29 protein-coding genes are annotated in these 26,034 nt (G+C 68.1%); 11 read left to right on the top strand and 18 right to left on the bottom strand.

Translation table 11 applies throughout. The features are described from left to right. Positions 1 to 107 precede the first annotated feature (107 nt). The 3 genes from QX204_RS04085 to QX204_RS04075 all read right to left on the bottom strand — a co-directional run bounded on the left by QX204_RS04085 (position 108) and on the right by QX204_RS04075 (position 3,553). On the bottom strand, positions 108 to 743 hold the full coding sequence (locus QX204_RS04085; protein WP_301905232.1) for a PadR family transcriptional regulator: 636 nt from the start codon (positions 741 to 743) through the stop codon (positions 108 to 110). An 81-nt stretch (positions 744 to 824) separates the two neighbouring features. Beyond that, positions 825 to 2,855 carry an MDR family MFS transporter gene (locus QX204_RS04080; protein ID WP_301905231.1) on the bottom strand — a complete coding sequence of 677 codons (2,031 nt, stop codon included), beginning with the start codon at positions 2,853 to 2,855 and terminating at the stop codon, positions 825 to 827. 68 nt (positions 2,856 to 2,923) lie between these two features. Further along, positions 2,924 to 3,553, bottom strand: a complete 630-nt coding sequence (locus QX204_RS04075; protein WP_301905230.1) for a TetR/AcrR family transcriptional regulator — start codon at positions 3,551 to 3,553, stop codon at positions 2,924 to 2,926. 126 nt (positions 3,554 to 3,679) lie between these two features. Here QX204_RS04075 and QX204_RS04070 point away from each other — a divergent pair, with 126 nt between their 5' ends. Together QX204_RS04070 and QX204_RS04065 are read left to right on the top strand one after the other, a co-directional pair. Continuing rightward, positions 3,680 to 4,597: a sigma-70 family RNA polymerase sigma factor gene (locus tag QX204_RS04070; RefSeq protein WP_301905229.1), complete on the top strand. Its 918-nt coding sequence runs from the start codon at positions 3,680 to 3,682 to the stop codon at positions 4,595 to 4,597. 37 nt (positions 4,598 to 4,634) lie between these two features. Then, positions 4,635 to 5,510, top strand: a complete 876-nt coding sequence (locus tag QX204_RS04065) for an oxidoreductase (RefSeq protein ID WP_301905228.1) — start codon at positions 4,635 to 4,637, stop codon at positions 5,508 to 5,510. Between the two features lies 1 nt (position 5,511). On the opposite strand, the gene QX204_RS04060 is transcribed toward QX204_RS04065, so the two are convergent. Further along, positions 5,512 to 6,444 (bottom strand): NADP-dependent oxidoreductase, encoded by a 933-nt coding sequence (locus tag QX204_RS04060; RefSeq protein WP_301905227.1) that lies wholly within the window; start codon positions 6,442 to 6,444, stop codon positions 5,512 to 5,514. A gap of 120 nt (positions 6,445 to 6,564) precedes the next feature. On the opposite strand from QX204_RS04060, the gene QX204_RS04055 reads away from it, so the two are divergent. From QX204_RS04055 to QX204_RS04045, 3 genes are read left to right on the top strand one after another with little or no spacing between them, the layout of a single operon-like run. Beyond that, complete coding sequence (locus tag QX204_RS04055) at positions 6,565 to 7,530, top strand: GlxA family transcriptional regulator (RefSeq protein ID WP_301905226.1); 966 nt, start codon at positions 6,565 to 6,567, stop codon at positions 7,528 to 7,530. Between the two features lie 43 nt (positions 7,531 to 7,573). After that, the gene (locus QX204_RS04050) at positions 7,574 to 8,011 is read left to right on the top strand and encodes a transcriptional regulator (RefSeq protein ID WP_301905225.1); all 438 of its coding nucleotides are present in this window, start codon (positions 7,574 to 7,576) and stop codon (positions 8,009 to 8,011) included. Between the two features lie 26 nt (positions 8,012 to 8,037). Beyond that, positions 8,038 to 8,385 (top strand): DUF3817 domain-containing protein, encoded by a 348-nt coding sequence (locus QX204_RS04045; RefSeq protein WP_194830084.1) that lies wholly within the window; start codon positions 8,038 to 8,040, stop codon positions 8,383 to 8,385. Positions 8,386 to 8,457: 72 nt separating this feature from the next. On the opposite strand, the gene rdgB is transcribed toward QX204_RS04045, so the two are convergent. From rdgB to clpS, 10 genes are all read right to left on the bottom strand, one after another. Then, the gene (gene rdgB, locus QX204_RS04040) at positions 8,458 to 9,063 is read right to left on the bottom strand and encodes an RdgB/HAM1 family non-canonical purine NTP pyrophosphatase (protein ID WP_301905224.1); all 606 of its coding nucleotides are present in this window, start codon (positions 9,061 to 9,063) and stop codon (positions 8,458 to 8,460) included. A 2-nt stretch (positions 9,064 to 9,065) separates the two neighbouring features. Beyond that, positions 9,066 to 9,830: a ribonuclease PH gene (gene rph / locus QX204_RS04035; protein ID WP_301905223.1), complete on the bottom strand. Its 765-nt coding sequence runs from the start codon at positions 9,828 to 9,830 to the stop codon at positions 9,066 to 9,068. Positions 9,831 to 9,901: 71 nt separating this feature from the next. Beyond that, complete coding sequence (locus tag QX204_RS04030) at positions 9,902 to 10,666, bottom strand: cyclic nucleotide-degrading phosphodiesterase (RefSeq protein ID WP_056817804.1); 765 nt, start codon at positions 10,664 to 10,666, stop codon at positions 9,902 to 9,904. 69 nt (positions 10,667 to 10,735) lie between these two features. After that, entirely contained in the window at positions 10,736 to 11,422 is a 687-nt protein-coding gene (locus QX204_RS04025; protein ID WP_301905222.1) for a rhomboid family intramembrane serine protease, read from the bottom strand. 71 nt (positions 11,423 to 11,493) lie between these two features. Then, positions 11,494 to 12,456 (bottom strand): cysteine synthase, encoded by a 963-nt coding sequence (locus QX204_RS04020; protein WP_301905221.1) that lies wholly within the window; start codon positions 12,454 to 12,456, stop codon positions 11,494 to 11,496. Positions 12,457 to 12,460: 4 nt separating this feature from the next. Further along, complete coding sequence (locus QX204_RS04015; protein WP_062991799.1) at positions 12,461 to 12,736, bottom strand: MoaD/ThiS family protein; 276 nt, start codon at positions 12,734 to 12,736, stop codon at positions 12,461 to 12,463. A 38-nt stretch (positions 12,737 to 12,774) separates the two neighbouring features. Further along, positions 12,775 to 13,188, bottom strand: a complete 414-nt coding sequence (locus QX204_RS04010) for a M67 family metallopeptidase (protein ID WP_056817810.1) — start codon at positions 13,186 to 13,188, stop codon at positions 12,775 to 12,777. A gap of 207 nt (positions 13,189 to 13,395) precedes the next feature. Then, positions 13,396 to 14,454 (bottom strand): P1 family peptidase, encoded by a 1,059-nt coding sequence (locus tag QX204_RS04005; protein WP_301905220.1) that lies wholly within the window; start codon positions 14,452 to 14,454, stop codon positions 13,396 to 13,398. A 73-nt stretch (positions 14,455 to 14,527) separates the two neighbouring features. After that, a complete protein-coding gene (locus QX204_RS04000; protein ID WP_301905219.1) occupies positions 14,528 to 15,097 on the bottom strand; it encodes an oxidative stress transcriptional regulator AosR in 570 nt (189 codons plus the stop codon). A 22-nt stretch (positions 15,098 to 15,119) separates the two neighbouring features. Next, positions 15,120 to 15,467: an ATP-dependent Clp protease adapter ClpS gene (gene clpS, locus QX204_RS03995; RefSeq protein WP_056817816.1), complete on the bottom strand. Its 348-nt coding sequence runs from the start codon at positions 15,465 to 15,467 to the stop codon at positions 15,120 to 15,122. Between the two features lie 121 nt (positions 15,468 to 15,588). On the opposite strand from clpS, the gene QX204_RS03990 reads away from it, so the two are divergent. From QX204_RS03990 to QX204_RS03965, 6 genes are all read left to right on the top strand, one after another. After that, entirely contained in the window at positions 15,589 to 16,842 is a 1,254-nt protein-coding gene (locus tag QX204_RS03990; protein ID WP_301907902.1) for a nicotinate phosphoribosyltransferase, read from the top strand. A gap of 78 nt (positions 16,843 to 16,920) precedes the next feature. Further along, positions 16,921 to 17,475 (top strand): isochorismatase family protein, encoded by a 555-nt coding sequence (locus QX204_RS03985; RefSeq protein ID WP_301905218.1) that lies wholly within the window; start codon positions 16,921 to 16,923, stop codon positions 17,473 to 17,475. Positions 17,476 to 17,486: 11 nt separating this feature from the next. Beyond that, positions 17,487 to 18,023, top strand: a complete 537-nt coding sequence (locus QX204_RS03980) for a DMP19 family protein (protein ID WP_301905217.1) — start codon at positions 17,487 to 17,489, stop codon at positions 18,021 to 18,023. Positions 18,024 to 18,078: 55 nt separating this feature from the next. Beyond that, a complete protein-coding gene (locus QX204_RS03975) occupies positions 18,079 to 20,124 on the top strand; it encodes an ATP-dependent DNA helicase (RefSeq protein WP_301905216.1) in 2,046 nt (681 codons plus the stop codon). Between the two features lie 94 nt (positions 20,125 to 20,218). Then, complete coding sequence (locus tag QX204_RS03970; RefSeq protein WP_301905215.1) at positions 20,219 to 20,923, top strand: malonyl-ACP O-methyltransferase BioC; 705 nt, start codon at positions 20,219 to 20,221, stop codon at positions 20,921 to 20,923. A gap of 200 nt (positions 20,924 to 21,123) precedes the next feature. Further along, a complete protein-coding gene (locus QX204_RS03965) occupies positions 21,124 to 22,425 on the top strand; it encodes a glycosyltransferase 87 family protein (protein WP_301905214.1) in 1,302 nt (433 codons plus the stop codon). Between the two features lies 1 nt (position 22,426). On the opposite strand, the gene QX204_RS03960 is transcribed toward QX204_RS03965, so the two are convergent. From QX204_RS03960 to QX204_RS03945, 4 genes are all read right to left on the bottom strand, one after another. Beyond that, complete coding sequence (locus QX204_RS03960; protein WP_301905213.1) at positions 22,427 to 23,236, bottom strand: hypothetical protein; 810 nt, start codon at positions 23,234 to 23,236, stop codon at positions 22,427 to 22,429. Between the two features lie 216 nt (positions 23,237 to 23,452). Beyond that, positions 23,453 to 24,001 (bottom strand): DoxX family protein, encoded by a 549-nt coding sequence (locus QX204_RS03955; RefSeq protein WP_301905212.1) that lies wholly within the window; start codon positions 23,999 to 24,001, stop codon positions 23,453 to 23,455. A 182-nt stretch (positions 24,002 to 24,183) separates the two neighbouring features. Then, positions 24,184 to 24,597, bottom strand: a complete 414-nt coding sequence (locus QX204_RS03950; RefSeq protein WP_301905211.1) for an MTB12 C-terminal domain-containing protein — start codon at positions 24,595 to 24,597, stop codon at positions 24,184 to 24,186. A 68-nt stretch (positions 24,598 to 24,665) separates the two neighbouring features. Then, a complete protein-coding gene (locus QX204_RS03945) occupies positions 24,666 to 26,027 on the bottom strand; it encodes an NCS2 family permease (RefSeq protein WP_301905210.1) in 1,362 nt (453 codons plus the stop codon). Positions 26,028 to 26,034 lie beyond the last annotated feature (7 nt).

Genomic DNA, 26,034 nt, shown 5'->3' with positions numbered 1-26,034 from the left:
CCTGTGGTTGCCTCACCTCGTGGCCGGGTGCGCCTGGTTTCGAGACGGTTTCTCGGGCTCGGTGGGGTGTTGCCGCACGCCACCGGGTCCGGGTCTTGGGGCGGGAGCTAGTCGTTCCCCCTCTCGCCGAGTTCGGGGATCTGTTCGGCGGGCATGCCGTCGACATGCCACTGCCGCCAGAGTTCGAGGCCCTCGAAGGTGCCCGCGGCGAGTTCCGCGCGCAGGGAACGGGCCCAGTTGGCCTCGGCTTCCAGCATCGCCAGGCCGAATTCGGACTCGACGAGGAACAGCCGGGGCAGCGTCAGCTCGGCCAGTTCGGCCTTGGTGGTCTCGATGGTTCGCTCCAGCGCCGCGACGCGGGTGCCGAGCAGGGCGATCACCTCGTCCGGCGGCAGCACCGCCAGAATCGACAGGCCCGCGGTGAACCGGTGATGTTCGGGCTCGGGCGCGGCGAGCAGCTCGCGGGTCCAGTCCGCCATCTCGGCGCGGCCCGCGTCGGTGATCCGGTAGATCACCCGCTCGGGGCGCGCGCCGTCGCGTTCGCTACCGATGACCTCGAGGAATCCGGCCTTCTCCATGTTCTGCACGACGGTGTAGAGCGAGCCCCACTTGATGTCCATGTCACGGTCTTTGCCGTGCGCGCGCAGGGTGGCGGCGATCTCGTAGCGGTGCATCGGGCGCTGCACGATCACCGAGAGCACGGCGAGCGCCAGCAGATTGTTCACTTTGCGCTTCGTAGCCATGACTGCCTCCTTACTCGTCTACGAATATACGTTTACGAGTATTCGGCGGCAAGGCTTGTCCAGCGGAGTGGACGCCGGAACTCAAACTTTCGATACCTCGCCGCTATCAGCGCCCTGGTCGAGCAGCTTGGCCGCGATCTTCGACAGGGCCTCGTCGAGCAGCGCGCGGTCGACCGGATCCTCGGAATTCCAGTCGTCGAGGCGATCACCGAGCCAGCGCCGCCAACCCGCGCGCAGCTTGTCGACCTCGGCGTCACCGTCGTCGGTCAGCGACAGGACGCCCCCGTCGTCGTGCAGCAGGCCCGCGTCGGCGGCCTGGCGGAAGACGGGCGAGAGCACCTCCACCGGCAGCCGGTGCCGGTAGGAGATGGCGTGCACCGTGGCAGGGATACCTTCCTTGGCATAGAGGTAGGTCTGCCCCAGCGCCCACGCCGTGTCCGGGCTCAGCGTGCTGCCGGAGGCCGCGATGAGCTCGGGGATGATCGGTTTCTCCGCCCTGGCCTTGCGCACCGTCGTGGCGACCGCGCGTTCCAGCTGCACCACCCGGTCGTGCGAATCGGGCACCGAGAATCCCTCGCCGACATCGCCGGCGCCATGGCGGGCGCTGTCACGTAGCCGCACCTGCGGCAGGAACCACGCCACGACGAAACCGACCAGCGCCACCGGAACGACCCAGCGGAACACGTGGTCGATCGACAGCGCGTAGGCGTCGATGATGGGCGCGGCCTGCTCGTAGGGCAGTTCTCGCAACAGTTTCGGATTCGCGACCACCTCGGGCGGGACGCCCGGCGTCTGCGTCAACGCGTTCTCCAGCGCGGTCTTGCTCTGGTTGGTGTAGAGCGTGCCGAAGACGGCGGTACCGAACGCGCTGCCGAGAGTGCGGAAAAAAGTGACGCCCGAGGTGGCGGTACCGAGGTCGGCGTAGGGCACGGTGTTCTGCACGACGATGGTGAGCACCTGCATCGACAGGCCGAGCCCGGAGCCGAGAATCAGCATGTACAGCGATTCCAGCCACAGACTCGTGTCGTGCCCCATCGTCGACATCAGGCCCAGGCCCACCGCCATCACCGCCATGCCGACGATCGGGAAGTACCGGTACTGCCCGGTCTTCCCGACCACCTGCCCGGAGAAGACCGAGGTGATGAACAGGCCGACGACCAGTGGCAGCGTTCGCACGCCGGAGATCGTCGCTGTCGCGCCGTCGACATATTGCAGGTAGGCGGGCAGGTAGGTCATCGAGCCGAGCATCGCGAAGCCGACGATGAAACTGAGCACCGACGACACCGTGAACACCCGGCTGCTGAACAACCGCATCGGCAGCATCGGCGCCTTCGCCCGGTTCTCCACCAGCACGAACCCGGTGAGCAGTACCACCGCGAGCACGAACAAACCGATGATCTGCCAAGAGCCCCACGGATATTCGTTGCCGCCGAACTCGAGTCCGAGGATCAGCGACGAGACGCCGAGCGCCACCAGGCCGATGCCGAGGTAGTCGATCACCGGCCGGGTGACCGCGCGCAGGCGTGGCAGCGTGCGCGCCGCCATCACCACCATGACGATCGCGATCGGCACATTCACGTAGAAGCACCAGCGCCAACTCGCGTGGTCGGTGAACAGCCCGCCGAGAGTGGGCCCGACGACGGTGGTCACGCCGAACACCGCGCCGAGCGCGCCCTGATATTTGCCGCGTTCGCGCAGCGGGATGGTGTCGGCGATCAGGGCCATCGAGGTGACCATCAACCCGCCCGCGCCGACGCCCTGGATCGCGCGGGCCACGATCAGGACGGCCATGCCATTGGACACGCCGGCCAGCGCCGAGCCCGCGATGAAGATGATGCCGCTGATCTGGAACAGCAGTTTGCGGCCGAACAGGTCACCGAGTTTGCCCGCGAGCACGGTCGCGACGGCCTCGGCGAGCAGATACGCGGTCACCACCCAGGCCATGTGCCCCGCGCTGCCGAGATCGGCGACGATCGAGGGCAGCGCCGCCGACACGATGGTCTGGTCGAGTGCGGCCATGAGCATGCCGAGCACCACGGTCGCGAAGATGATGTTGATCTTCGCCTTGCTCATCGGCTCGACGGGCTCGTCTGCAGCAACACCATCCGGCATTGCCTCAGTATGGGCTTTCAGGTCCGGCGCCAGACCCCAGTGACACGGCAGCAATCGCCGCCGATCGCTCAGCGGACGGCGTAGTTTCCCAGGCCGGGTTCGAGCGCGTCGAAGGCGATCTCGGCATCGCGGGTCAGCGCGGCGGCGATCTCGGTGTCGGCTTCACCGGCGAGCGTGCGGCGGGTGACCTCGTCGAACAACACCCGCAGCACACCGGCGAGCTGGGCCGCGGCCACCCGGGGGGTGATGTCGTCAGGCGCGGCGCCGGTCTCGGCGGCCAGTGCCACGGCCAGTGCCACCTGACGGTCGTCGTTGAAGTCGCGCACGCGGGCGGTCAGCGCCGGACTGTCGGCGATCATCCGGGCAAAGGGTTCGCCGCTGAAGCCGATGAGCTGGTCGTGGGCCGCGACGGCCGCCAGGTACGCGTGACGCAGCGCCGCCAGGGCCGATTGCCCCGGTTCGCGGCCGCGCACGATCGCGGCGAGTTGCTCGATGTAGACCTCGCCGAGGTCGAGGGCGAGGTCTTCCTTGCGGGGGAAGTAGTTGGTGACGGTCATTTTGGCGACGTCGGCGGCGGCCGCCACTTCCGCGATGGTCACCCGGTCGAAGCCGCGTTCCAGGAACAGTGCGGTGGCCCGGTCGGAGATATGTTCCCGCGTCTGCTGCTTCTTCCTGGCCCGTAGCCCCGGTTGCGTCATGCCGCCAGCATATCTGAAGCCGTCATAAATTTACCCTTGACATATTTTTATGTTCGTTCTAAGTTTGTGCTCGTTGTACTGAGCTCATCGGCCCCACTTCTCGCCGCAGATCGAACGGGAGTCTTCTTGACCGCCACTGTCACCGCCGATCCCATTCGCGACTACCTGACCACGATCGGCCGCACCCCCCTGCTGACCGCCGAGCAGGAATACGCCCTCGGCGCGCGCATCGCCGCGGGTGCCGCCGCGCGCGCCGAGATCGACTCAGCCGGTGCCGAACTCACCGCCGCACGACGAGAACTGTTGCACCGCACCGAACTCGACGGTCTGCGCGCGAAAGATCACATGGTGCGGGCGAACCTGCGCCTGGTCGTCTCCATCGCCCGCCGGTTCCCGACCAATACCGGGATGTCGCTGCTCGATCTGATCCAGGAGGGCACGCTCGGACTGATGCGGGCGGTGGAGAAGTTCGACCACGAGCGCGGGCTCAAACTCTCCACCTACGCGACGTTCTGGATCCGGCAGTCGATCGGTCGCGCGCTCACCGATCAGGGGCGCGCGATCCGGCTGCCCTCGAATGTGGCCGACGTGCTGCACCGGGTGATCCGGGTGCGACGAGAGCTGTCCCACCAGTTGGGGCGGGCGGCCACGACGGAGGAGATCGCCGTCGGCGCCGAACTCACTGTCGCGCAGGTCGAAGCGACGCTGCGACACGAAGCCGAGCCGGTGTCGCTGCACGCACCCGTCGGCGAGGACACCGAGCTGGGCTCACTACTGCCCGCCACCACGCCCGCACCGGCGGATGTGGTGGCGGATCGAATGCTGGGTGGTTACGTCGAGACGGCCTTGACGGTGCTCACCGAGCGAGAATCCGCCGTGATCCGGCTGCGGTTCGGCCTCGATCGCGGTGAAGGCCGCACGCTGGAGGAGGTGGGTTCGGCTCTCGGTTTCTCCCGCGAACGGGCACGCCAGATCGAGGCGAAAGCCATGATCAAGCTGCGCAGACCCGCTTGCGCCCGTACGCTAGCCGGATTGCTGGGGTGACCTTCCCTCCTATCTTACTCCAGAGTAAGATAGGCGCATGGCATGGAAACCAACTGACATCGCGGACCAGTCCGGGCGCACGTTCGTGATCACCGGGGCCAACGGCGGCCTCGGTGCCGAAACCACCAAGGCGCTGGCAGGTAAGGGCGCCACCGTGATCATGGCCTGCCGCAACGCGAGTAAGGCGCAGCCCATCGCCGACGCCATCCCCGGTGACGTCCGGGTGGCCGCGCTCGACCTGGCCGACCTGGCTTCCGTGCGCGAATTCGCCGAGCAGCAGGGCGAATTCGATGTGCTGATCAACAACGCGGGCCTGATGAACATCCCCTTCTCGCGCACCGCCGACGGGTTCGAAACCCAGTTCGGCGTCAACCACCTCGGCCACTACGCGCTCACCGGACTGCTGCTCGATCGCGTCCGCGACCGGGTGGTGTCGATCGCCAGCATCGCGCACAAGCAGACGCCGAAGCTCTGGATCGACGACCTCAACTACGAGAACCGCCGCTACCAGCGCAATCTCGCCTACGCCCAGGCCAAGCTCGCCAACCTGATGTTCGGCCGTGAACTGCAGCGCAGGCTCACCGAGGCCGGATCGGCGAAGAAGTCCTACGTCGTACACCCCGGGGTCTCGGCAACGGATCTGTTCGCCCGCACCGAGACCCCGCTGGACCGGATCAGCAAGCCGTTCATCAAGCTCATCGGCCACGCGCCGGCCAAGGCCGCGCACTCCACCCTGTTCGCGGCGACCGAACCCGACGCCGATCCCACCACCTACTGGGGTCCCAACCGTTGGATGCAGTCCCAGGGGCCGGTCGAGGCCTGCCCGTCGAGCAAGATCTCGCGCGATCCCGAACTGCTGCGCAGGCTGTGGGAGGAATCCGAGCGGATGACCGGGATCAGCTACAAGTTCTGAGTCACGCCACCACCGCGAGCACGATCTTGCCGCGGGTGCGCTGATTGTCGCTGATCTCGTGGGCCTTGCTCACCAGATCCAACGGCAGGACGGTCTCCACGTGGGGTCGCAGCGCACCCGCGTCGACCAGGTCCGCGATGGCGCGCAGGCTCGCTCCGTCGGGTTCGACGATCATGAATCCGGCACGCACTCCGAGCGGGCCGGCCTGCTCGACCAGAGCCGCTTCCGCCGGGGAAGCCAGCGAGACGACGATGCCGCCCGGGCGAAGCACCCGCAAGGATCGCGGGCCGTATTCGCCGCCGACGGTGTCGACCACCACGTCGACGTCGCGAACCGCGTCGACGAAATCTGTTGTCGTGTAGTCGATGACCTCGTCGGCGCCGAGATCACGGACGAAGGCGTGATTGTCGGCACGCGCCGTGGCGATCACATACGCGCCGCGCGCCTTGGCGATCTGTACCGCGACGTGGCCGACCCCACCCGCTCCGGCGTGGATCAACACCCGCTGGCCCGGCCGCACGTCGGCGGTGTCGACGAGCGCCTGCCACGCGGTGAGCGCGACGAGCGCCAGCGCGCCGGCTTCGATGTGGCTGAGGTTCGCCGGCTTGCGCGCGAGATGGCGGGCCGGCGCGGTGACGTATTCGGCGTAGGTGCCCGCGGCGTGCGGCAGGCGCGGCATGCCGAACACCTCGTCACCAGGGGCGAACAGCGTCACGCCGAGGCCGACCTCCTCGACCACACCGGACACGTCCCAGCCCAGCGGCGTGATCGCGCCGAACAACCCACCGCTGCTGCGATGCCAGGAATCGGTCGGGTTCACCCCGGCGGCGTGGACGCGGATCAGCACTTCCCCGGGACCCGGCGTCGGCTTGTCGACCTCGATCACCCGCAGTACCTCGGGTCCGCCGAAGGTGTCCTGCCCGATTGCCCGCATTGCTCGTCTCCCTTGTCTCGCAAGCCGTTTCGTCGGGAACCGGCTGTGTGAGAACCACGATGCCGGGTCGGCGAGACGGCGACGAGTGGCAAGAAAGCCAATATGTGAAAGAATCTTGCCATGCATCGCGTGGTGGTTCTGGCACTGAACGGGGTCTATCCGTTCGAATTGGGGATCCCGGCCCGGATCTTCGGCACCGCGGAAGATCCCGACGGCGCAGCGCTCTACGACGTGCGCACCTGCAGCCTCGACGGGGCGCCGGTGTCGACGAATGCCGATTTCACGATCGCCGTCGAGTTCGACAGCAGTGCGCTCGACGAGGCCGACACCGTGGTGATTCCGCCGTTCTCCGCGTGCGGCGCACCGAAGGCGGAGTGGATGCCCGCCGGCCTGGCCGCTGCGCTGGGACGCCTGCGGCCGGATACTCGCATCGTTTCGATCTGCACCGCGGCCTTCGTCCTGGCTGCTCTGGGCCTACTCGACGGCCGCCCCGCGACCACGCACTGGAAGCAGGCAGACCGGTTCCGCACCCTGTTCCCGCGGGTGGAGATGGACGCCGATGTGTTGTTCGTCGACGAAGGCCGCATCCTCACCGCGGCGGGCAGTGCCGCGGGCATCGACGCCTGCCTGCACCTTTTGCGCCGTGACCACGGCAGCGCGGTCGCCAATCGGGTCGCCCGCCTGTGCATCGTGCCGCCGTGGCGCGACGGCGGCCAGGCCCAGTTCATCGACCGCCCGATCCCCGAGCCGACCACCGCGACGACGGCGGCCACTCGCGCCTGGGCCATGACCCACCTCGACCGCCCGCTCCCGCTCACCGAACTGGCCGCCCACGCCCGGATGAGCGTGCGCACCTTCTGCCGCCGCTTCCGCGAGGAGACCGGCCTGCCACCCGGCCAATGGCTCACCCAGCAACGCGTCGGCCACGCCCGCCACCTCCTCGAAGCCACCGACCTTCCCATCGACCGCGTCGCCGCCGACGCGGGCCTCGGCACCGCGGCCTCGCTGCGTCAACACCTGGCCACCGCCATCGGCGTCTCCCCGACCGCCTATCGGCAGACCTTCCACGCCAGGACCGCGCGGTGAGCACCGCGACCTGCTCCTACGCAGCCTGTAGTAGGCGGGTACCGTGGAGCGCGTGTCCGTTCCACCTCCTCGCCCGGCGCACAATCGTCCGGCTCTGATCGCGCTGGTGTGTATCGCCGCGCTGGGCTGTCTGGCGCTGGCCTGGTGGCAGTGGGAGCGGTACGAATCGTCGTCGGGGACCGGCCAGAATCTCGGCTACGCGCTGCAGTGGCCGCTGTTCGCCGGTTTCGCGGTGTTCGCCTACGTGCGGTTCGTGCGACTGGAACGCGAGGCCGGCGAGCCGACGCCGCCGCGTCCGGGCAAAGCCGAGGCGCCGCGCGAGATCCCCGCGGGCATCCTGCCTGAACGCCCCACCGCCGCCCCGGCCGACGACCCGGAAACGGCCGTCTACAACCAGTACCTGGCGCAACTGCACGCCAACGACATCGATGCGCAGGTCCGCACCGCCGGCTTGCACTCCCTCGAGAGGAATGCCGGGTGACCGACAACAACACCACCGCACCGTCGCTGGACACCGACTCCGCCGCCCCCGCGGGCAGCGCCCCCACCGCCAAGATCGCCTCGGCCCTGCTGCGCTACCGCGTCCTGGCCTGGGTCACCGGTCTGTGGCTGCTGCTGCTCACCGTCGAGGTGATCGCCAAGTACGGCTTCGGCGCCGACACCCCCAGCTGGATCGCGGTCGTGCACGGCTGGGTGTACTTCGCCTACCTGTTGGTCACCGCCGACCTCGCCGTGAAGGTCCGCTGGCCCATCGGGCGCACCGTCGGCACCCTCATCGCGGGCACCATCCCCCTGCTGTCCTTCTTCGTCGAGCACCGCAACGCCAAGGAGATCAAGCAGCAGTACAGCCTCTGACCTCGACGACAGCGCCGCCGCCCCGGTGATCCGGAGCGGCGGCGCTGTCGTTGTACGGTCAGCTCGCCGAGCTCAGGCCAGGGCGGCCAGGGCGGGGAGGAGCTGGGTCAGGGCGCGGCCGCGGTGGGAGACCGCGTCCTTCTCGGCGGGGGTGAGTTCGGCGGCGCTGCCGGTGCCGCCCTCGGGGAGGAACAGCGGGTCGTAGCCGAAACCGCCGTCGCCGTGGGGTTCGCGGGCGATGGTTCCCGGCCATTCGCCGCGCACCACCGTGGTCGTGCCGTCGGGCAGGACCAGTGCGCAGGTGGAGACGAAGCGGCCACCGCGGCGGTCGTCGGGGACGTCGCCGAGTTGGGCGAGCAGCAGCGCGTTGTTCGCGGCATCGTCACCGTGTCCGCCCGCCCAACGGGCCGACAGCACGCCGGGCATCCCGTTCAGCGCGTCCACTTCGATACCGGAATCGTCTGCCACACAAGGCAATCCGGTGGCGACGGCACCGTCACGCGCCTTCGCGATCGCGTTCTCCTCGAAGGTGGCGCCGGTTTCGGGCGCCTCCTCGTAGGGCGGCACCTCGTTCATGCTCACCAATTCGATTCCGGCCACGCCTGCTTCATCGAGAATTCGGCGGAGCTCTTTCAGCTTCTTGGCATTTCGGCTGGCAACCAGCACGCGCGCAGCCACGACTACTTCTTCGCGGACAGCTCGGGCAGGGCGCCCGGGTACGGCAGCGCCAGCGCCGCCTTCTGGATCGCGAACAGTTGCTCGGCGCCGAGGAAGGCCGAGTCGAGCATCTTGTCCAGGGTCGACCGCGGGAACGTCGCGCCCTCGCCGGTGCCCTGGATCTCGACCAGAGTTCCGGTGTCGGTGGCCACCACGTTCATGTCGACCTCGGCGCGCGAGTCTTCCTCGTAGGGCAGGTCGAGGCGAACGCGCCCATCGACCACACCCACGCTGACCGCGGCGATCATGCACGAGATCGGCTGCGGGTCAGCCAGTTTGCCCGCGGCGGCCAGGTAGGTCACCGCGTCGGAGAGCGCCACATAGGCGCCGGTGATCGCGGCGGTGCGGGTGCCACCGTCGGCCTGCAGTACATCGCAGTCGAGCGCGATCGTGTTCTCGCCGAGCGCGGCCAGGTCGATGCAGGCCCGCAGCGAACGCCCGATCAGCCTGCTGATCTCCTGCGTCCGACCGCCGACCTTGCCCTTCACCGACTCCCGACCACTGCGGGTGTGCGTGGCGGCGGGCAGCATCGCGTATTCCGCGGTCAGCCAGCCCAAGCCCGAATCCCGGCGCCACGGCGGCACCCCCTCGGTGACGCTCGCGGTACACATCACCCGCGTCTGCCCGAATTCCACCAGCACCGAACCCGCCGGGTGCGTGGTGAAACCCCGAGTGATCTTCACGTCGCGGAGTTCGTCATCCGCCCTACCATCAGCTCGTCTAGACACGCTGGACAGACTAACCCGTACCTCGCCACCTACCACCCCAGGTCCGCCATGACCGCGTCTCAGGCCTGGACCTACAGGTCGAACGTCTCCCCCGGCGATACCGCGTGCACCGGACCCGAGAACGCCGCCTTGGCCTCCGCGATCACATCCTCACGCGAAGTCCACGGCGGAATGTGAGTCAGCAACAGTTCCTTCGCCCCGGCGCGGGTCGCGATCTCGCCCGCCTCGGTTCCCGAAAGGTGAATCCCCGCCGGACGATTCGCCGGATCGTGGGTCCACGACGCCTCGGCCAACAGCACGTCGGCGCCCTGCGCCAGCTCGACGACGGCATCGCACATCGCCGTGTCGCCGGTGTAGACGAAGACCCGACCGTCGGCGGCGGTGATCCGCAGCCCGTAGGACTCCGGCGGGTGGAACATCCGCCGGGCTTCCACCGTGTGACCGGGACCGAACGGAATCGGCGTGTTCTCGACCCAGGCCTGCGAGTCGATCACGTCGGACCAGTCGTCGGTCTCGCCCCCGATCTCGGCGGACGCGTTTCCGATCCGCAACGGCGCATCGGACGGCCCGCGGACCAGGGCCTTACCGGTCGGCGGATTCGGATGGTAGCGACGCCACACCAGCAGTGCGGGCAGATCCAAGCAATGATCCGCGTGCAGGTGGGTGAGGAAGATGTCGACATCGGCGGGGTTCATGTGCTTCTGCAGCGCGCCGAAGATCCCCGGGCCGAAGTCGATGACTGTCGGCCGCATATCAGGGCCCGTCAGCAGGTAGCCCGACGCTGGAGAATCCGGGCCGGACACGCTGCCCGAGCACCCGAGGACGGTAAGGCGCATGCCCCCATGCTGCCACGACGTGCTGGTACTCAATGCAGGATCCCCCCAATTTCCAGACCGGATCCCCGGCTACCGCGTTGGTGCTGCGCGGCCGACCGATGCTCCACGGCGGCGTCGACGTTCATCTGACGAGAGTACCCAGCCCGCGAGCACTCCACCCACCGCCCCGAAAAGATGTCCCTGCCAAGAAATTCGAGGGTCGCTCGGCAGCACGCCCCACAGCATCGAGCCGTAGAACACCAGGATCACCAGCCCCACCACGATCTGGCCCACATTGCGGGCGAACCACCCGCGACAGATCAGATACGTCAGCCAACCGAACACGATCGACGACGCTCCGACGTGCACACTCCCCGTCGAACCGGTGAGCCAGGTGCCGACGCCCGCGATCACCCAGATGATCGCCGTGGCGGCGATCCCCCGCCCGACCCCGGAGAGCAACACGAGGAACCCGAGCACCAGCAACGGCAGCGTGTTGGCGAACAGGTGGTCCCAGCCGCCGTGCAACAGCGGAGCCCAGAGAATGCCGTCGAGCCCGGCCACCTCACGCGGTTCGATCCCCGCCGAGTCCAGTTCGCCGGGCGAGCCGGGGGGCGAATCGTAGGAGAGCACCATGTCGACGCCCTCGATCACATACAGCGACCCCACGAAGCCCAGGATCACCACCGCGGCCCGAATCCACGACCCGCCTCGCGACGCGCCGACGCTCGGACTCACGTTATCGAACGAGGCACCCACCCCACCGCTCACCGACATCGCCTCCACTCCGGCAAGGGACTGCCGAACAGCCCGTTGACCAGAGCGTACCGAAGCCGCCCGGCATCCGGTCAGGCCCAGAGTTGCCCGTCCAGCTTCTCCTCGGCTTCGTCCAGCGTGCCGTCGTATGCCCCGGTAGACAAATACTTCCATCCGCCATCGGCGACCACGAACGCGATATCGGCCCGTTTGCCCGCCTTCTGCGCCTTCTTCGCGATGCCGAGCGCGGCGTGCAGAATCGCCCCGGTGGAGATCCCGGCGAAGATTCCCTCCTCGCCGACCAGTTCCCGAGTCCGCTTCACCGCGTCGTAGGGCCCCACCGAGAAACGGGTGGTCAGCACCTTCTCGTCGTAGAGCTCCGGAATGAATCCCTCGTCGATATTGCGTAGGCCGTAGACCAGCTCGCCGTACCGGGGTTCCGCGGCCACGATCTCGATATCGGGCACCTGCTCACGCAGAAACCGGCCGGTGCCCATCAGGGTTCCGGTGGTACCGAGCCCCGCGACGAAATGCGTGATCTCCGGCAGATCGGCCAGCAATTCCGGCCCGGTGTTCTCGTAGTGCGCGAGCGCGTTGGCGGGGTTGCCGTACTGGTACAGCATCACCCAGTCCGGATTCCGCGCCGCGATCTGCTTGGCCATCGCCACGGCTTGATTGGACCCACCCGCCGCGGGCGAGTCGATGATCTCGGCGCCGAACATCGTCAGCAGCTGCCGCCGCTCCACCGAGGTGTTCTCCGGCATCACACAGACGATCCGGTAACCCTTGAGCTTGGCCGCCATGGCCAGCGAGATCCCGGTGTTGCCGCTGGTGGGCTCCAGAATCGTGCACCCGGGGGTGAGCAGCCCGTCGGCCTCGGCCTGTTCGATCATCCGCAGCGCGGGCCGGTCCTTGATCGAGCCCGTGGGGTTGCGGTCCTCCAGCTTGGCCCACAGCCGCACATGATCGTCGCCGTCCCATCGGGGCGACAGTTTCTGCAATCCGACGAGCGGGGTGTTGCCGAGCGTCGCGATCAGGGATTCGTAGCGGGCCACGGTGTCAGGCGCCGCCGGCCACGGCGGGCAGGATGGTCACCGACGCGCCCGCGGGCACCTCGGCTTCCAGACCACCCGAGAAGCGCACGTCCTCGTCGTCGACGTAGATGTTGACGTAGCGGTTCAGCTTGCCGTCCGACAGCAGCTTCTCGGCCAGGCCGGGGTGATTGGCGTCGAGGTCGGAGATGAGCGCCGACAGCGTCGAGCCCTCGCCCTGTACGCGCTTCTCACCTCCGGTGATACCGCGCATGATGGTCGGAATGGACACGGTTACCGGCATGGGGACTCCTCGGGGTGGTGACTTCTTCTCGGATGGGTTCAGTAGGACTCGACGATGCGCACCGGTTCTTCGGTGACCTCGCCGTCGACGATGCGGTAGCTGCGCAGTTCGTGGGACTGCGGATCGCGCGTGGAGACGAGCACATAGTGCGCGTCCGGTTCGGCGGCGTAGGAGATGTCGGTGCGGCTCGGGTAAGCCTCGGTGGCGGTGTGTGAGTGGTAGATGACGACCGGCACCTCGTCGGCGTCGTCCATCGCGCGCCACACGCGCAGTTGTTCCCCGGAATCGAACCGGTAGAAGGTGGGCGAGCGTTCGGCGTTGACCATCTCGACGAAGCGTTCGGGCCGGTCACTGCCCTCGGGACCGGCGATGATGCCGCAGGCCTCGTCGGGGTGGTCGGCGCGGGCGTGCGCCACCATCGCGTCAACGAGATCGGCCCTGATCACCAGCACTTGTCGACCCTTTCCACATCCTGCATGCGTGCTGTCGAGCACCTTCCTCGACAACGACTCACCCTATTCGGGTATTCCGCGGGGCACGCACTCCGGTCCCGGACGGGCCGTCACCGCAGGCGCGGAACGTCGACGAAGGGCTGGTCAGCAGGTGGTCCGAGCCGCAGGTCGGCCCTCACCGACCGAAAGCGGGCGACGACGCGCCGATCAGCGCGGGAACAGGTCGTAGTAAGCGGGGATTCCGGCGATCGAGGTCGCGGCGAGCACCGCGTCGACGACGGCGCGCTCGACGACCACCGCCGCGGCCGTACACAACTGGTCGAGCAGCAGCAGGTCAGCGGGAAAAGCGGGCGGCAGCGCGAGCGGGGCGACCTCGATCCCGCCGGTGGACAGCGCGAACAGCGTGTCGCCGTCGAGCGGGGAATGCACGGGTCGGATCGCCCGGGCGAGTCCGTCGTGCCCGGTGGCGGCCATCCGTCGACACCCGGCCGGGTCGAGGGCGGCATCGGTGGCGATCACGCCGATCGTCGTGTTGAGAACCATGCTCTTCGCGGGTAGCGCGGCGAGTGCGGCGAGCTCGTCCGGTGTCGCGTGCCGCAACCCGAAGAAGTCGGGTCCGTCGGTGCCGACGCCCCACGGCAACCCGGTGCGCGGATCGACGACCGACCCGACGGGATTGGCCACGATCACCGCGCCGACGGTCACCCCGGCCCCCGGGCCGTCCGCGAGAACCACACTCGCCGAACCGATTCCGCCCTTGATCGCGCCCGCCCGCGCACCCACGCCCGCACCCGCGGTGCCCCTGGCGAACTCGGTCGACGCCGCCGCGGCCGCGCGATATCCGAAATCGGCGTCGGGCCGGATGCCCCAGTCACCGACCGGGAGATCGAAGATCACCGCGCCGGGCACGATCGGCACCACCCGACTCGGGTCGGCCGGGTCCATCGGAATGCCCTCGCGGTGTTCCTCCGACCAGCGCATCACCCCGTCCGCGGCGGCGAGGCCGTAGGCGCTACCCCCGGTGAGGAGCACGGCGTTGAGCCGGCGGACTGTGTTGGCCGGGTCGAGCAGGTCGGTTTCCCTGGTGCCGGGTCCGCCGCCGCGTACGTCGACCGAGGCCGTCGCGCCGCCGGGGACCCGTACCACCGTGCAGCCTGTCGCGGCGCCGGTGCCGAGGGTGACTTCGTCATCGAGCGCTCGGTGATGCCCGACCAGCACCCCGGCGACATCAGTGATCGAGTTGCGGGCCCCGGAGCTGCTGCGCATGTGTCTCGTCCTTGTCTGATCAGCGAATCCGGCCGTTCGCACCTCGGTCAGACGGCGCGACCCACGACAGGGGTCAGGGAGCCAGCGCCTGGAGCAGTGAGTCCTGCATCCAGGTCAGCCAGTGGTAGACGTCCAGATGCGGGGCGCGCGGATCTTCCGGATCGAAATGGTCGGGCGTGTCGTCGTCGATGTCGAGCAGGGTGCCCAGCGCGAGGCGGACGTCGGTGAGCGCGGCCAGCCACGCGTCGGCCTGCTCGGGCGTGAGCACGATCTTGCCGCCTGTTTCCGGGCAACTGTCGAGCACAGTCCGGCCCGCGGCGAGTTTCGCGTCGATGATCTCCGGCTCGTGCAGGCTGCGCAGCGCACTGTTGAGATCGGCGCGCTTGGCATCGGGGGAACCGGGTTCGGCGCGGTGGAAATCGGGCAGCAGGCGCAGCAGCTGCGGATCCTCGGGCGGGGTGGAGTTGCCGGTACGCAGGCCGGTGAGTGCGGCGAGTTCGTCCTCGGGGGCGTCGGCGGCGCGGTCGCTGAGCAGTCCGGACACCGCGCCGATCAGGGAGCGAAGGACGGTGGCCTCGTGCTCGTCCATTTCGGATCGAAGCTTGAGGCCACTCAGTGAGTTCTTCCTGCTCCACTTACGCACAGGGCCCAGGTTACTCAGGTCGTCAGTCGCGCTGCATGGTTGCCCAGAGCCCCGCGGCGTGCAATCGACGCACGTCCTGCTCCATCTTGTCGCGCGAACCCGAGGACACCACCGCCTTGCCCTCGTTGTGCACCTGCATCATCAACTCGGTCGCCTTGGCTTTGCTGTAGCCGAACAGCTTCTGGAAGATGTAGGTGACGTAATGCATGAGGTTCACCGGATCGTCCCAGACGACGGTGACCCAGGGCCTGTCCTCGGCCTCCAGGATCTCGGTGTATTCCGTAGTCTCCGGCGTCGCCTGCGGTGCCGGCAGTGCGGCGTTCACAGCGTCGGTGACGGCGCCGGCCCGAACGGTATTGCACACGGCCATGAAAACCAGGGTACGACGAGGCCCGCAGGAAACAACACCCGCGGTGACTAGAGTTTCTGGTGTGCAGATCCGTGACGAGTTCGCCAGCACCGCGCTGCTGACCGACCAGTACGAGCTGACCATGCTGGCCGCGGCGCTGGCCGACGGTTCGGCCCGTCGACAGTGCACCTTCGAGGTGTTCGCCCGGCGGTTGCCGCACGGGCGCCGCTACGGCGTCGTCGCCGGTACCGGCCGCCTGCTCGACGCGCTGACCCATTTCCATTTCGGCGACGACGAGCTCGAGGTGGTCGCGAAGTTCCTCGACCCCGCCACCGTCGACTGGTTGCGGGAATATCGCTTCACCGGCGCTATCGACGGCTACGCCGAGGGTGAGCTGTACTTCCCCGGTTCGCCGATCCTGACCGTGCGCGGCAGTTTCGCCGAGTGCGTCCTGCTCGAGACCCTCGCGCTGTCGATCTTCAATCACGACAGCGCGATCGCCTCGTCGGCCGCGCGCATGGTGAGCGCCGCGGCCGGTCGGCGGATGATCGAGATGGGATCGCGACGCACCCACGAGCTCGCCGCGCCGTCGAGCTCACGCGCCGCCTACCTGGCCGGATTCGACGCCACCTCCAATCTCGAGGCCGTGCGCAGCTTCGGTGTGCCCGGCGCGGGCACCAGCGCCCACGCGTTCACCCTGCTGCACAGCGGCGCCGACGGTGAACACGAGGCAGCGGCGTTCCGCAGCCAGATCGACACCCTCGGCATCGGCACCACCCTGTTGGTCGACACCTTCGACATCACCAGGGGCGTCGCCACGGCCATCGAGGTGGCCGGTCCCGAACTGGGCGGGGTGCGCATCGACTCCGGCGACCTCGGCGTGTTGGCCAGACAGGTCCGTGACCAGCTCGACGAACTCGGCGCCACCGGCACGCGCATCGTGGTGTCCGGTGATCTCGACGAGTACGCGATCGCGGCACTGCGGGCCGAGCCGGTCGACGTGTACGGCGTCGGCACCTCGGTGGTCACCGGTTCGGGCGCGCCGACCGCGGGCATGGTCTACAAGCTGGTCGAAGTCGACGGCATCCCGGTCGCCAAACGGTCGAGCCACAAGCAGTCGCGCGGCGGGACCAAGAAGGCCGTGCGGTTGGCCCGTGCCACCGGCACGATCGTCGAGGAGATCGTCTATCCCGAAGGTGGAGAGGCACCGGCTACCAACGGTTTTCAGGTGCGGGAGTTGCAGATTCCGCTGGTTCGCGACGGCGAGGTCGTCGACGGCGTCGCCACCCTGGCGCAAAGTCGCGACCTGGTCGCGCGCGGATTGGTGAGTCTGCCGTGGGAAGGACTGAAACTCTCCGCGGGCGAACCCGCCGTGCCGACGACATTCCTGGGCTGAGCACCGGCCTTTCGGACACAGTGGCCGCCGCTCCGTCCGCAGCGGAGAATGGTGCGCGTCGACAAGGTGGAGGAAAACATGGCACGCGGCCTGATAATCGTGGATGTACAGAACGACTTCTGCGAGGGCGGTTCGCTCGCGGTAGCGGGTGGTGCGGCAGTAGCGGCCGCGATCACCGCCTTCGTCGCGCGTGAGAACTACGACGCGGTCGTAGCTACCCGCGACTGGCACATCGATCCCGGCCCCCACTTCTCCACCGAACCCGACTATGTCGACTCGTGGCCACCCCACTGCCGAGTGGGCACCCCCGGCGCCGACTTCCACCCGGCTCTCGACACCTCGCCCATCCAGGAAACCTTCTCCAAGGGCGAATACACCGCCGCCTACTCCGGATTCGAAGGCGCGGCGGCGGACGGCACCTCCCTCACGGATTGGCTGCGCGCCCACGACGTCGACGCCGTCGACGTGGTCGGCATCGCCACCGACCACTGCGTCCGAGCCACCGCTGTCGACGCCGCCGACGCCGGATTCGACACCACCGTGCTGCTCGACCTCACCGCGGGCGTCGCCCCCGACACGACCGAATCCGCCCTGGCCACCCTCCGCGATGCGGGCGTGCGCCTGCGCCCCTGAATACTTGCCGCATGGACTATCGATTTCCGGCGCACACCCGATCCGCCCTGACGAAGGCACTCGCCGAGACCGACAGCATCCACGACGCCGCCGACACCGTCTTCTGGTCGAACCCGGCCACCGACGATCTCCAGCGCCTCGGCATCGGCGCGTTCGGCAAGCTCCCCCCGGCCTTCTCGCATCTGCTGGCACTGTCGAGCCTGCACACCAGCGTCCTCGACGCCGGATTCTCGGGCTACCTGAAAACCCGTCGCAGTGAACTCCCTTGGGCAACAAGGGGTTTGCGAGCGGCGGGCATGCCCCAACTGGCCGCCGCCGCCATCATCGCCGCCCGCGACGCCTCCCTCAGCTCCCCCAACGACGACCTCGACCGATTCTGGGAAGACGAACACCGAACCCTCGACACCCCCGACCAGATCCGCCGCCCCACCGGCGACCGCGCCGAGGACCCCGACGAGATATACGACATCAACGAACCCCAGGACTTCGAACAGCGCGTCATGGACTACGTCCGCGACCACATCGACGACTTCGTCCGCGAGTCCTGAGCGGGCTCGCCGTCGCTCGGGCGAACCTGTCCGAGGGTGCGGATAAGCTGCCAGCGTGCCCGAACTTCCTGCCGTCGCCGACCTGCTCGTCACCGCCGTGCACGCCCTCGGCGGCAAGGAACGCTCCGGGCAGACCACCATGGCCACCGCCGTCGATCACGCGATCGACACCAAGGAACACCTGGCGGTCCAGGCGGGCACCGGCACCGGTAAATCGCTGGCCTACCTCATCCCGAGCCTGCGCCACGCGGTCCGCACCGGTCGCACCGTAGTGGTCTCCACGGCGACGATCGCGCTGCAACGCCAGCTCGTCGACCGCGACCTGCCGCGCCTGGCCGAGGCACTGACCAAGCCCTTGGGCCGTGCACCCAAGTTCGCGATCCTCAAGGGCCGCAACAACTATCTCTGCCTGAACAAGATCAACAGCGTGATCCCGGAGGACACCGGCGGCGAGGCCGAGCTATTCGACGCCTTCGCCATCTCCCGCCTCGGCCGCGAGGTCCAGCGTCTCAACGAATGGGCCTCCGACACCGAAACCGGCGACCGCGACGAACTCGCCCCCGGCGTCACCGACCGCGCCTGGCGTCAGGTGAGCGTCGGCTCGCGCGAATGCCTCGGCAAGTCCCGCTGCCAGTTCGGCCAGGACTGCTTCGCCGAGAAGGCCCGCACGGAATCGTCCCAGGCCGACGTGGTGGTGACCAACCACGCGCTGCTGGCCATCGACGCCATCAGCGGCATCCAGATCCTGCCCGAACACGACGTGGTGGTGATCGACGAGGCGCACGAACTGGTCGACCGCGTCACCGGCGTGGCCACCGCCGAACTGGCCGCCACCGCGATCAGCGCCGCCGCGCGCCGCTGTACCAAACTGATCGACGAACGCGAGGTAGACCGCTTGGAGGGGGCCGCGGAGGCCTTCCACCAGGCACTGGAGGATCTGCCGCCCGGCCGCTGGGACCAGATGCCCGACGGCATCGCCCCGGTCCTGGCCCTGGTCCGCGACTCCGCCTGGAACGCGCGCACCGCCATCGCACCGCAGGGCACCGTCAAAACCCAGGACGACCCCGACAACGCCGCCGCCCGCACCATGGCCGTGGCCGCCATCGACGACGTGCACGACGCCGCGGTCCGCGCCCTCACCGCCTTCGAGGAGGCCGATCCCGCCGCCCGCCGCGATGTGATCTGGTTGTCGGCCGACGAGATGCGCGGGGTCGCCCGCCGCACCTTGCGGATGGCTCCGCTCTCGGTCGGCGGGCTGCTGCGCAGCAGACTGTTCGGCACCGCGACGGTCGTGCTCACCTCCGCCACCCTGCAGATCGGTGGTTCGTTCGACGGGCTCGCGATCACCTGGGGTCTGCCGTCGCAGTCGGGCGGCAAGGTCGATCCGGCGATGGCCAACGGCGCCACCGCACCCGCCGACCTGGAATCGGTGCGCTGGAACGCCCTCGATGTCGGGTCCCCGTTCGACCACGCCAAGTCCGGCATCCTCTACGTCGCCAAGCATCTGCCCGCGCCCGGCCGCGACGGCCTCTCGCCCGCCTATCTCGACGAGATCGAACAGCTCATCACCGCAGCCGGTGGTCGCACGCTCGGTCTGTTCTCCTCGATGCGCGCCGCCAAGGCCGCCACCGAGGCGCTGCGCGAACGGCTCGACACCCCGGTGCTGTGCCAGGGCGACGATTCGATGGGCGCGCTGGTGCGCAAGTTCGCCGACGACCCGGCCACCTCACTGTTCGGCACCCTCACCCTGTGGCAGGGCGTGGATGTGCCGGGTCCGTCGCTGAGTCTCGTTATCCTGGACCGCATTCCGTTCCCCCGACCCGACGATCCGCTGCTCACCGCACGTCAGCGGGCGGTGGAGTCGCGCGGCGGCAACGGTTTCATGACCGTGGCCGCCAATCACGCCGCGCTGCTGCTGGCCCAGGGCACCGGCAGGCTGCTGCGCAGCGTCGACGACCGCGGCGTGGTCGCGATCCTCGATTCCCGCCTGGCCACCGCGCGCTACGGCAGTTACCTGCGCGCTTCACTGCCGCCCTACTGGGAGACCAGCGACCCCGAGGTGGTCGCGAAGGCACTGCGCCGGCTCACCGATACGGCCTGACCTGCCCGACCTTCGCAGGTCGAGTCTTGCAAGCGCGGTGACCACACTCGTGAATCAGCGAGCGTGCGAACGCAAGTCGTGAGAACGTGTGGTGATGATGCACCACGCCGATGGCGAGGTACTCGGCGAATTTCTGGTCAGCGCACGATCTTTGGCCGAGTACCGCGCGATGTTCCATCTCTCCGACGATGATCTCTCCGGTCGCCGCGTCCTCGATTGTCCCGGTGGCGCAGCCAGTTTCGCGGCCGAGGCGAGCGCATTGGGCGCCGAAGTCACCGCGATCGACCCCATCTACGCCACCCCGCCACTCGAACTCGCCGCCCGCGCGACCCCCGAAACCGAACGCGCGGTGGCCTGGGCGCACTCCCACGCCGACCGTTACCGCTGGGACTGGTACGGCTCCACCGCCGAGCACGCCGCGATCCGCCGCGGCGCCGCCGCCCGTTTCGCCGACGACGTGCGCGTCGCGCCCCACCGCTACCTGGCCGGTTCCCTGCCCTCGCTCCCCTGCCCCGACGACGCGTTCGATCTGGCCTTGAGCTCGCACCTGCTGTTCAGCTACGCCGACCGACTCGACGCCGATTTCCACCTGGCCGCCCTGCTCGAATTGGCCCGTGTCGCCACCACCGAAGCCCGGGTCTACCCGTTGCTCGACTACACCGGCGCCCCGCTCGACGACCTGATCGATCACCTGCGCGCCGAACTCCACGACAAAGGCGTCACCACCGCCCTGCAGAAGACCGAATATGAGTTCCATCACGGCGCCGACACCATGCTGACGTTGCGCCCAGCCGCCTGATGGGCGCGCACCCGCACCTCTCGCGCGGTCGTTCACGGACGGCCGAGAACGGTTCGCCGCCAGGCGTACCCGCTTTCATGTCGTTTTCCTACCGAAGTCGGTCCGCCGCCGAACCCCGTTCACCCGGCGCGGTAGGTTCTTAGTCGTGCATACGATGTGGGCCGGCCGGTAGCACGGCCGTGGCGGAGAGATCACGAGGCGTGGCACTGCCGCGCACGACCCTGACGCTTCTTCTGCTACTCGGTACCGCTGTCTTCGGCGTGACACTGCTGTTCACGACCATGGATCCATGGATGGACAGCGGCGGCATTCTCGTCGGTGGTCTCGACGTGCACATCTACCGCGACGGCGGCTGGCGCGTGGTGCACGACCGGGCGCTCTACATCGACCCGACGCACTACGGCCTGCTCTACACCTACACGCCGTTCTCGGCCCTGGTGTTCCTGCCGCTGTTGCTGGTTCCGTGGGCGCACGTCACCACGACCTGGATGGTGCTCAACCTGCTGGTGCTGTTCGCGGTTGCGCTGCAGAGCTTTCGGATGCTCGGCTACCGGGCCACCCCCAAGTTGGCCGCCGTCTGCGCACTGCTCACCCTGGCCTGCACCTTCGCCGAACCGGTGCGCACCACGCTCTACTACGGGCAGATCAATCTGGTGCTGATGCTGCTGGTGCTGTGGGACTTCTCCCGCGCCGAGAACAGCAAGTTGCGCGGCATCGGCATCGGCATCGCCGCGGGCATCAAACTGACCCCGCTGTACTTCATCGCCCAGTACCTCGCCCAACGGCGGTGGCGCGCAGCCGCGACCGGCGCCCTCACCTTCCTCGCGTCGATCGGCCTGACCGCGCTGGTACTGCCGAGGGACTCCTATCAGTACTGGACCTCGACCTTCTTCCATTCCGGCCGCATCGCCCCCGACGTCCACCCGGCCAACCAATCCCTGCGCGGCGCCATCGCCCACCTCACGCACGGCCCCGCACCGGTGTGGTTGTGGCTGTTGATCGCGATACCGATCGCACTGGCGGCCCTGTGGCTCTCGGCCGTGCTGGTCCGGCGCGGCGAACCCCTGCTCTCGGTCACCCTCGGCGGCCTCACCGCCTGCGCGATCTCCCCGTATTCCTGGGGCCACCACTGGGTCTGGTTCGTCCCGCTGCTGGTCTACCTGATCCACCGCGCCCAGACCCGCGCACCCTGGTGGCTCGCCGCGGGCGGCCTCTACCTGGCCATCGCCGCCTGGAACTACACCTATACCCCCACCTGGGTCAGCGTCGGCACCTTCCTGCTCCCCCCGTGGTGGCCGCTGTCCCAGGTGCTGATGAACGTCTACGTGATCATCTACCTGATCACCCTGGCGGGCATCGCCCTGCACATCCGTTCGCGCACACTACCGCCCGCTCCCATCGAGCCGATGATCGATATCCCCGCCCCCGAACAGGTTTCATCCGAAACCCGGACGGTCGCCGCAGCACACCCCGACGACGACCGTCCGGCGATGATGAACTGAGCTATCCGCAGGACCAATCGAAAACGCCCGACTCCAAGTCGAGTTGGGCGTTGCCGCCGCCGAAGTTCATGCCGGAGATCTCCTCGATTTCCAGGTAGTACGGAGTCAACCCCTCGGGCAGAGCCTGGACGGGGAAGGCGGTGCCGCCCAGGTGCGAGCGGCCGAACAGCGGCTCGGCCCACGCGGTCCAGCCGGAGTCGTCGGTGAGCGGGTCCTGGTACTTCGTGTTCGGTTCGTATTCGACCGGAGGGATACCGACATTGGGGTCGGCGGTGCGCTCGGCGAGCCAGACGCCGACGGTGGGATGCACATCGTCCCAGGCATTGCAGCCCTCATCGCTCGCGCTCGGAGATCCGGGCAGGCGAACGTCGGCGGGCGGGGCCACGGGGCCGCCGGCGAATTCCTTGTCGGTGAGCCAGATCAGCGCGAAAGCGCCGCCGATCTCGTCGTGCATGATCTGCGACTTCGGGTGCGGGCGGGTGGCGACCAGGTCGCGCGCGAGGGGGTCATCCGATGCCGCGTCCGCCTCGACCGCGTCGGTACCGGCGAACTGCCCCTCGCCCTGGAAGAGCGCGATGGCGGGGAACCCGGGGCCGCGGCGCTGGAAATCGGTGGGCAGCCGCAGGGTGAGCGCGTGCATCATCGGCAGGCCGGTGACGGGTCCGCGCGGCCAGGTGGCCGGATCGATGGCCGGTCCTTCACTGCCGATCCAACCGGAGCGCACCGGCGCGTCCAGCGTCAGCGGCTCACCGTCGGGCGTCTCGGCCAGTTTGTCCGCCGAGTCCCCGAAACCCAGGTCGTAAGCCTTCATCGCAGCTCTCCTCTTCCATCCGCGGACAATGCGTGGCGCCGCTGAGAACAAGCGCCGCCCCGAGGTTAATCGTTGCCACCGACTCCCCGCGCCCGCTCCGTGGAACCACGGGCGTACGCCCGATGACGAGTCGGCTCGCCACACCACGAAAGAGCCGGCGAGGCAGCCGGATCCCGGTCACCACGCCGCCCTCGCGGTACACAGTGCTGCGCCAGGTCAGAGCACAGCCTTCAAGATCAACGTCACCACCGCGGCCACCACGGCGACCGCGACGGCCCCCGCGCCCCACACCACGCCCTGGCGCTGCCACGGTCGGCCCGCATCGAGCGAGAAACGCCCCGGCCCGGTGAATGCCAGAGCCGCGGCGACCAGCGCGAACAGCAGCGGCGTGGTGTACCCCGGCGTCGACGGATCCGACGGGAAGAGCCCACCGCTCCACAACACATTGATGGCGTTGATCATCGTCCCGAGCACGACGGCGGCGGCCAGCGGTGTGAACAGCCCGAACACCAGCAGCAGGCCGCCGACCAGTTCGGTGAGCCCGGCCAGCGTGCCGAAGATCTCGCCGGGGTTGTAGCCCATGGCGGTGAAGCCGTCGGCATTGGCACGCCAGCCGGGGCCGTTGAACCAGCCGAACAGCTTCTGGGTTCCGTAGGCGGCCATCAGACCACCGAAGCCGACGCGCAGCACCAGCAGGCCGATACCTGCGGCGGTGGTCTCGTCGGTGGTGGCGGTAGGGGTGATGCGGGTAGCGGTGTCGGTCATCGTTTCCTCGTCTGCGATTCGAAACATGCCCGCAACCGGACCGTGGTCCGATTGCCTTCCTCGGTCACAACCCTGGGTCCGCAGCCACTATTTCACGCCCTTCCAGGCAATACTGTGACCCCGCCCACAGGGCAAACGAAAAGGGCCGCCCCAGCGGGACGACCCTTGTCGAAAATGTCAGTTCACCAGGCCATGGTGGCGTAGCCGACCAGCGTCTCCTCGGACTCCTGCGACAGCTTCCAGGTGCCGCCGACGTTCTTCCAGGTCACCGGGATCGGGAAGGCGTAGTCACCCAGGCGGCTGTTCAGCGTGGCCGACAGGGTATCGCCGTCCACGGTGACCGGGCCGGAGACATCCCAGCTGTAGCCGGGGATCCGGTTGACGGTGTCGCGCACGACCGCGAGGCCACTGGCATTGCCCGACTCGAGCTCGGACGCCGAACCATTCATGGCCGCCTGCAGCTTGCCGTACAGCTCACCGACCGAAGGCGTCGCAGGGGCGGCGATCGCGGCGGGGGCGGTGGCGACGACAGCGGCGGTGACCGGCGCGAAGATGGTGGCAAACGCCATCGACGCGGCAACGAGCGAACGCTTCATGGATGGATCTCCTCTAGTTAGGCAAGCCTAGGCTAGCCTGAGTATAGACACACCTACGGCCGGAACGCCTACTCCACCAGGAAGATGAAGTACGCGAGGAACAACACCATCAGTGCCCACATGGCCGGGTGCACTTCCCTGATACGGCCCTTGGCGACCATCACGATCGGGTAGAAGATCATCCCCATCGCCAGCCCGTTGGCGATCGAATACGTCAGCGGCATCATGATGACGGTGATGAACGCGGGCACCGAGTACTCGAGGTTCTGCCAGTCGATGTCACCCAGCGAGCGCGCCATCAGGATGCCCACCACGATCAGCGCGGCAGAGGTGATCTCGGCCGATCCGGCGACCACCGAGAAGATCGGATAGCAGAACATCGCGACCAGGAACCAGCCCGCGGTGGTCACCGCCGTGAGTCCCGTTCGACCACCCGCCGACACACCCGCCGTCGATTCGACATACGCGGTGGTAGTAGAGGTACCGATGATCGCGCCCGCGGTGGTGCCGACCGAGTCGGCGGCCATCGCGCTCGCCGCGCGGGGCAGGGTACCGTCCTTGTTCAGCAGACCGGCCTGGTTGGCGACGCCGATCAAAGTGCCGGAGGCATCGAAGAAATCGACGAACAACATGGTGAGGACCACCACGATCATCTGCCCGGTGAAAGCGTCCGGCAGGTGGATGATCGCCTGGCCGAAGGTCTGATCCAGCCCCTTCGGCATCTCGGCGATGCCGCTCGGTATGTCGACCAGACCGGTCACCATGCCCAGGATCGTGGTCGAGACGATGCCGTAGAGCACCGCGCCGTGCCAGCCGATCACCAGGAAGACCACGGTCACGATCAGACCGAACAGAGCCAACAGTGTGGTGCCGTCGGTGAGATTGCCGAGAGTCACCAGCGTCGAATCACTGTTGACCACGATGCCCGCGTTCTTCAACCCGAGGAACGCCACGAACAAGCCGATACCCGCGCCGACGGCGAACTTCATCTGCAACGGGATCGCGTTGAGGATGCGTTCCCGGACCTTCGTGATCGCCAGAACGAAGAAGATGATGCCTGACAGCAGGGTGCCCGACAGCGCCACCTGCCACGGGATGCCCATGCTGAGCACCACCGTGTAGGCGAAGAACGCGTTGAGACCCATGCCCGGCGCGAGCGCGATCGGGTACTTCGCCCAGATGCCCATCACGAGGGTGCCGAAGACCGCGGCGACGGCGGTGGCCGTGAAGACCGCCTGCATCGGGATGCCCTTGTCGCCGAGAGCGCCCTCGTCACCGAGGATCGACGGGTTCACCGCCAGCACATACGACATCGCCAGGAACGTGACCGTGCCCGCCATCGCCTCGCGCTTGAAGGTGGACCCACTCGACGAGATACCGAAATATCCGTCGACGCGCCCTCTGGCACGGGTCAGGGCATCACTGGCCATGATTCTC

The sequence above is a fragment of the Nocardia sp. PE-7 genome, from assembly GCF_030486425.1.
Taxonomy (GTDB): domain Bacteria; phylum Actinomycetota; class Actinomycetes; order Mycobacteriales; family Mycobacteriaceae; genus Nocardia; species Nocardia salmonicida_A.
The sequence above is the reverse complement of the archived record's forward strand: the minus strand, read 5'-3'. Positions and strand labels throughout refer to the sequence as shown.

Excerpts from the sequence above, each read along its gene's own strand:
- QX204_RS04085 (WP_301905232.1), bottom strand. The coding sequence starts at position 743 with ATGGCTACGAAGCGCAAAGTGAACAATCTGCTGGCGCTCGCCGTGCTC.
- QX204_RS04080 (WP_301905231.1), bottom strand. The coding sequence starts at position 2,855 with ATGCCGGATGGTGTTGCTGCAGACGAGCCCGTCGAGCCGATGAGCAAG.
- QX204_RS04075 (WP_301905230.1), bottom strand. The coding sequence starts at position 3,553 with ATGACGCAACCGGGGCTACGGGCCAGGAAGAAGCAGCAGACGCGGGAA.
- QX204_RS04065 (WP_301905228.1), top strand. The coding sequence starts at position 4,635 with ATGGCATGGAAACCAACTGACATCGCGGACCAGTCCGGGCGCACGTTC.
- QX204_RS04060 (WP_301905227.1), bottom strand. The coding sequence starts at position 6,444 with ATGCGGGCAATCGGGCAGGACACCTTCGGCGGACCCGAGGTACTGCGG.
- QX204_RS04055 (WP_301905226.1), top strand. The coding sequence starts at position 6,565 with ATGCATCGCGTGGTGGTTCTGGCACTGAACGGGGTCTATCCGTTCGAA.
- QX204_RS04030 (WP_056817804.1), bottom strand. The coding sequence starts at position 10,666 with ATGCGCCTTACCGTCCTCGGGTGCTCGGGCAGCGTGTCCGGCCCGGAT.
- QX204_RS04025 (WP_301905222.1), bottom strand. The coding sequence starts at position 11,422 with ATGTCGGTGAGCGGTGGGGTGGGTGCCTCGTTCGATAACGTGAGTCCG.
- QX204_RS04015 (WP_062991799.1), bottom strand. The coding sequence starts at position 12,736 with ATGCCGGTAACCGTGTCCATTCCGACCATCATGCGCGGTATCACCGGA.
- QX204_RS04005 (WP_301905220.1), bottom strand. The coding sequence starts at position 14,454 with ATGCGCAGCAGCTCCGGGGCCCGCAACTCGATCACTGATGTCGCCGGG.
- clpS (WP_056817816.1), bottom strand. The coding sequence starts at position 15,467 with ATGGCCGTGTGCAATACCGTTCGGGCCGGCGCCGTCACCGACGCTGTG.
- QX204_RS03990 (WP_301907902.1), top strand. The coding sequence starts at position 15,589 with ATGCTGGCCGCGGCGCTGGCCGACGGTTCGGCCCGTCGACAGTGCACC.
- QX204_RS03985 (WP_301905218.1), top strand. The coding sequence starts at position 16,921 with ATGGCACGCGGCCTGATAATCGTGGATGTACAGAACGACTTCTGCGAG.
- QX204_RS03980 (WP_301905217.1), top strand. The coding sequence starts at position 17,487 with ATGGACTATCGATTTCCGGCGCACACCCGATCCGCCCTGACGAAGGCA.
- QX204_RS03970 (WP_301905215.1), top strand. The coding sequence starts at position 20,219 with ATGATGCACCACGCCGATGGCGAGGTACTCGGCGAATTTCTGGTCAGC.
- QX204_RS03960 (WP_301905213.1), bottom strand. The coding sequence starts at position 23,236 with ATGAAGGCTTACGACCTGGGTTTCGGGGACTCGGCGGACAAACTGGCC.
- QX204_RS03955 (WP_301905212.1), bottom strand. The coding sequence starts at position 24,001 with ATGACCGACACCGCTACCCGCATCACCCCTACCGCCACCACCGACGAG.
- QX204_RS03950 (WP_301905211.1), bottom strand. The coding sequence starts at position 24,597 with ATGAAGCGTTCGCTCGTTGCCGCGTCGATGGCGTTTGCCACCATCTTC.
- QX204_RS03945 (WP_301905210.1), bottom strand. The coding sequence starts at position 26,027 with ATGGCCAGTGATGCCCTGACCCGTGCCAGAGGGCGCGTCGACGGATAT.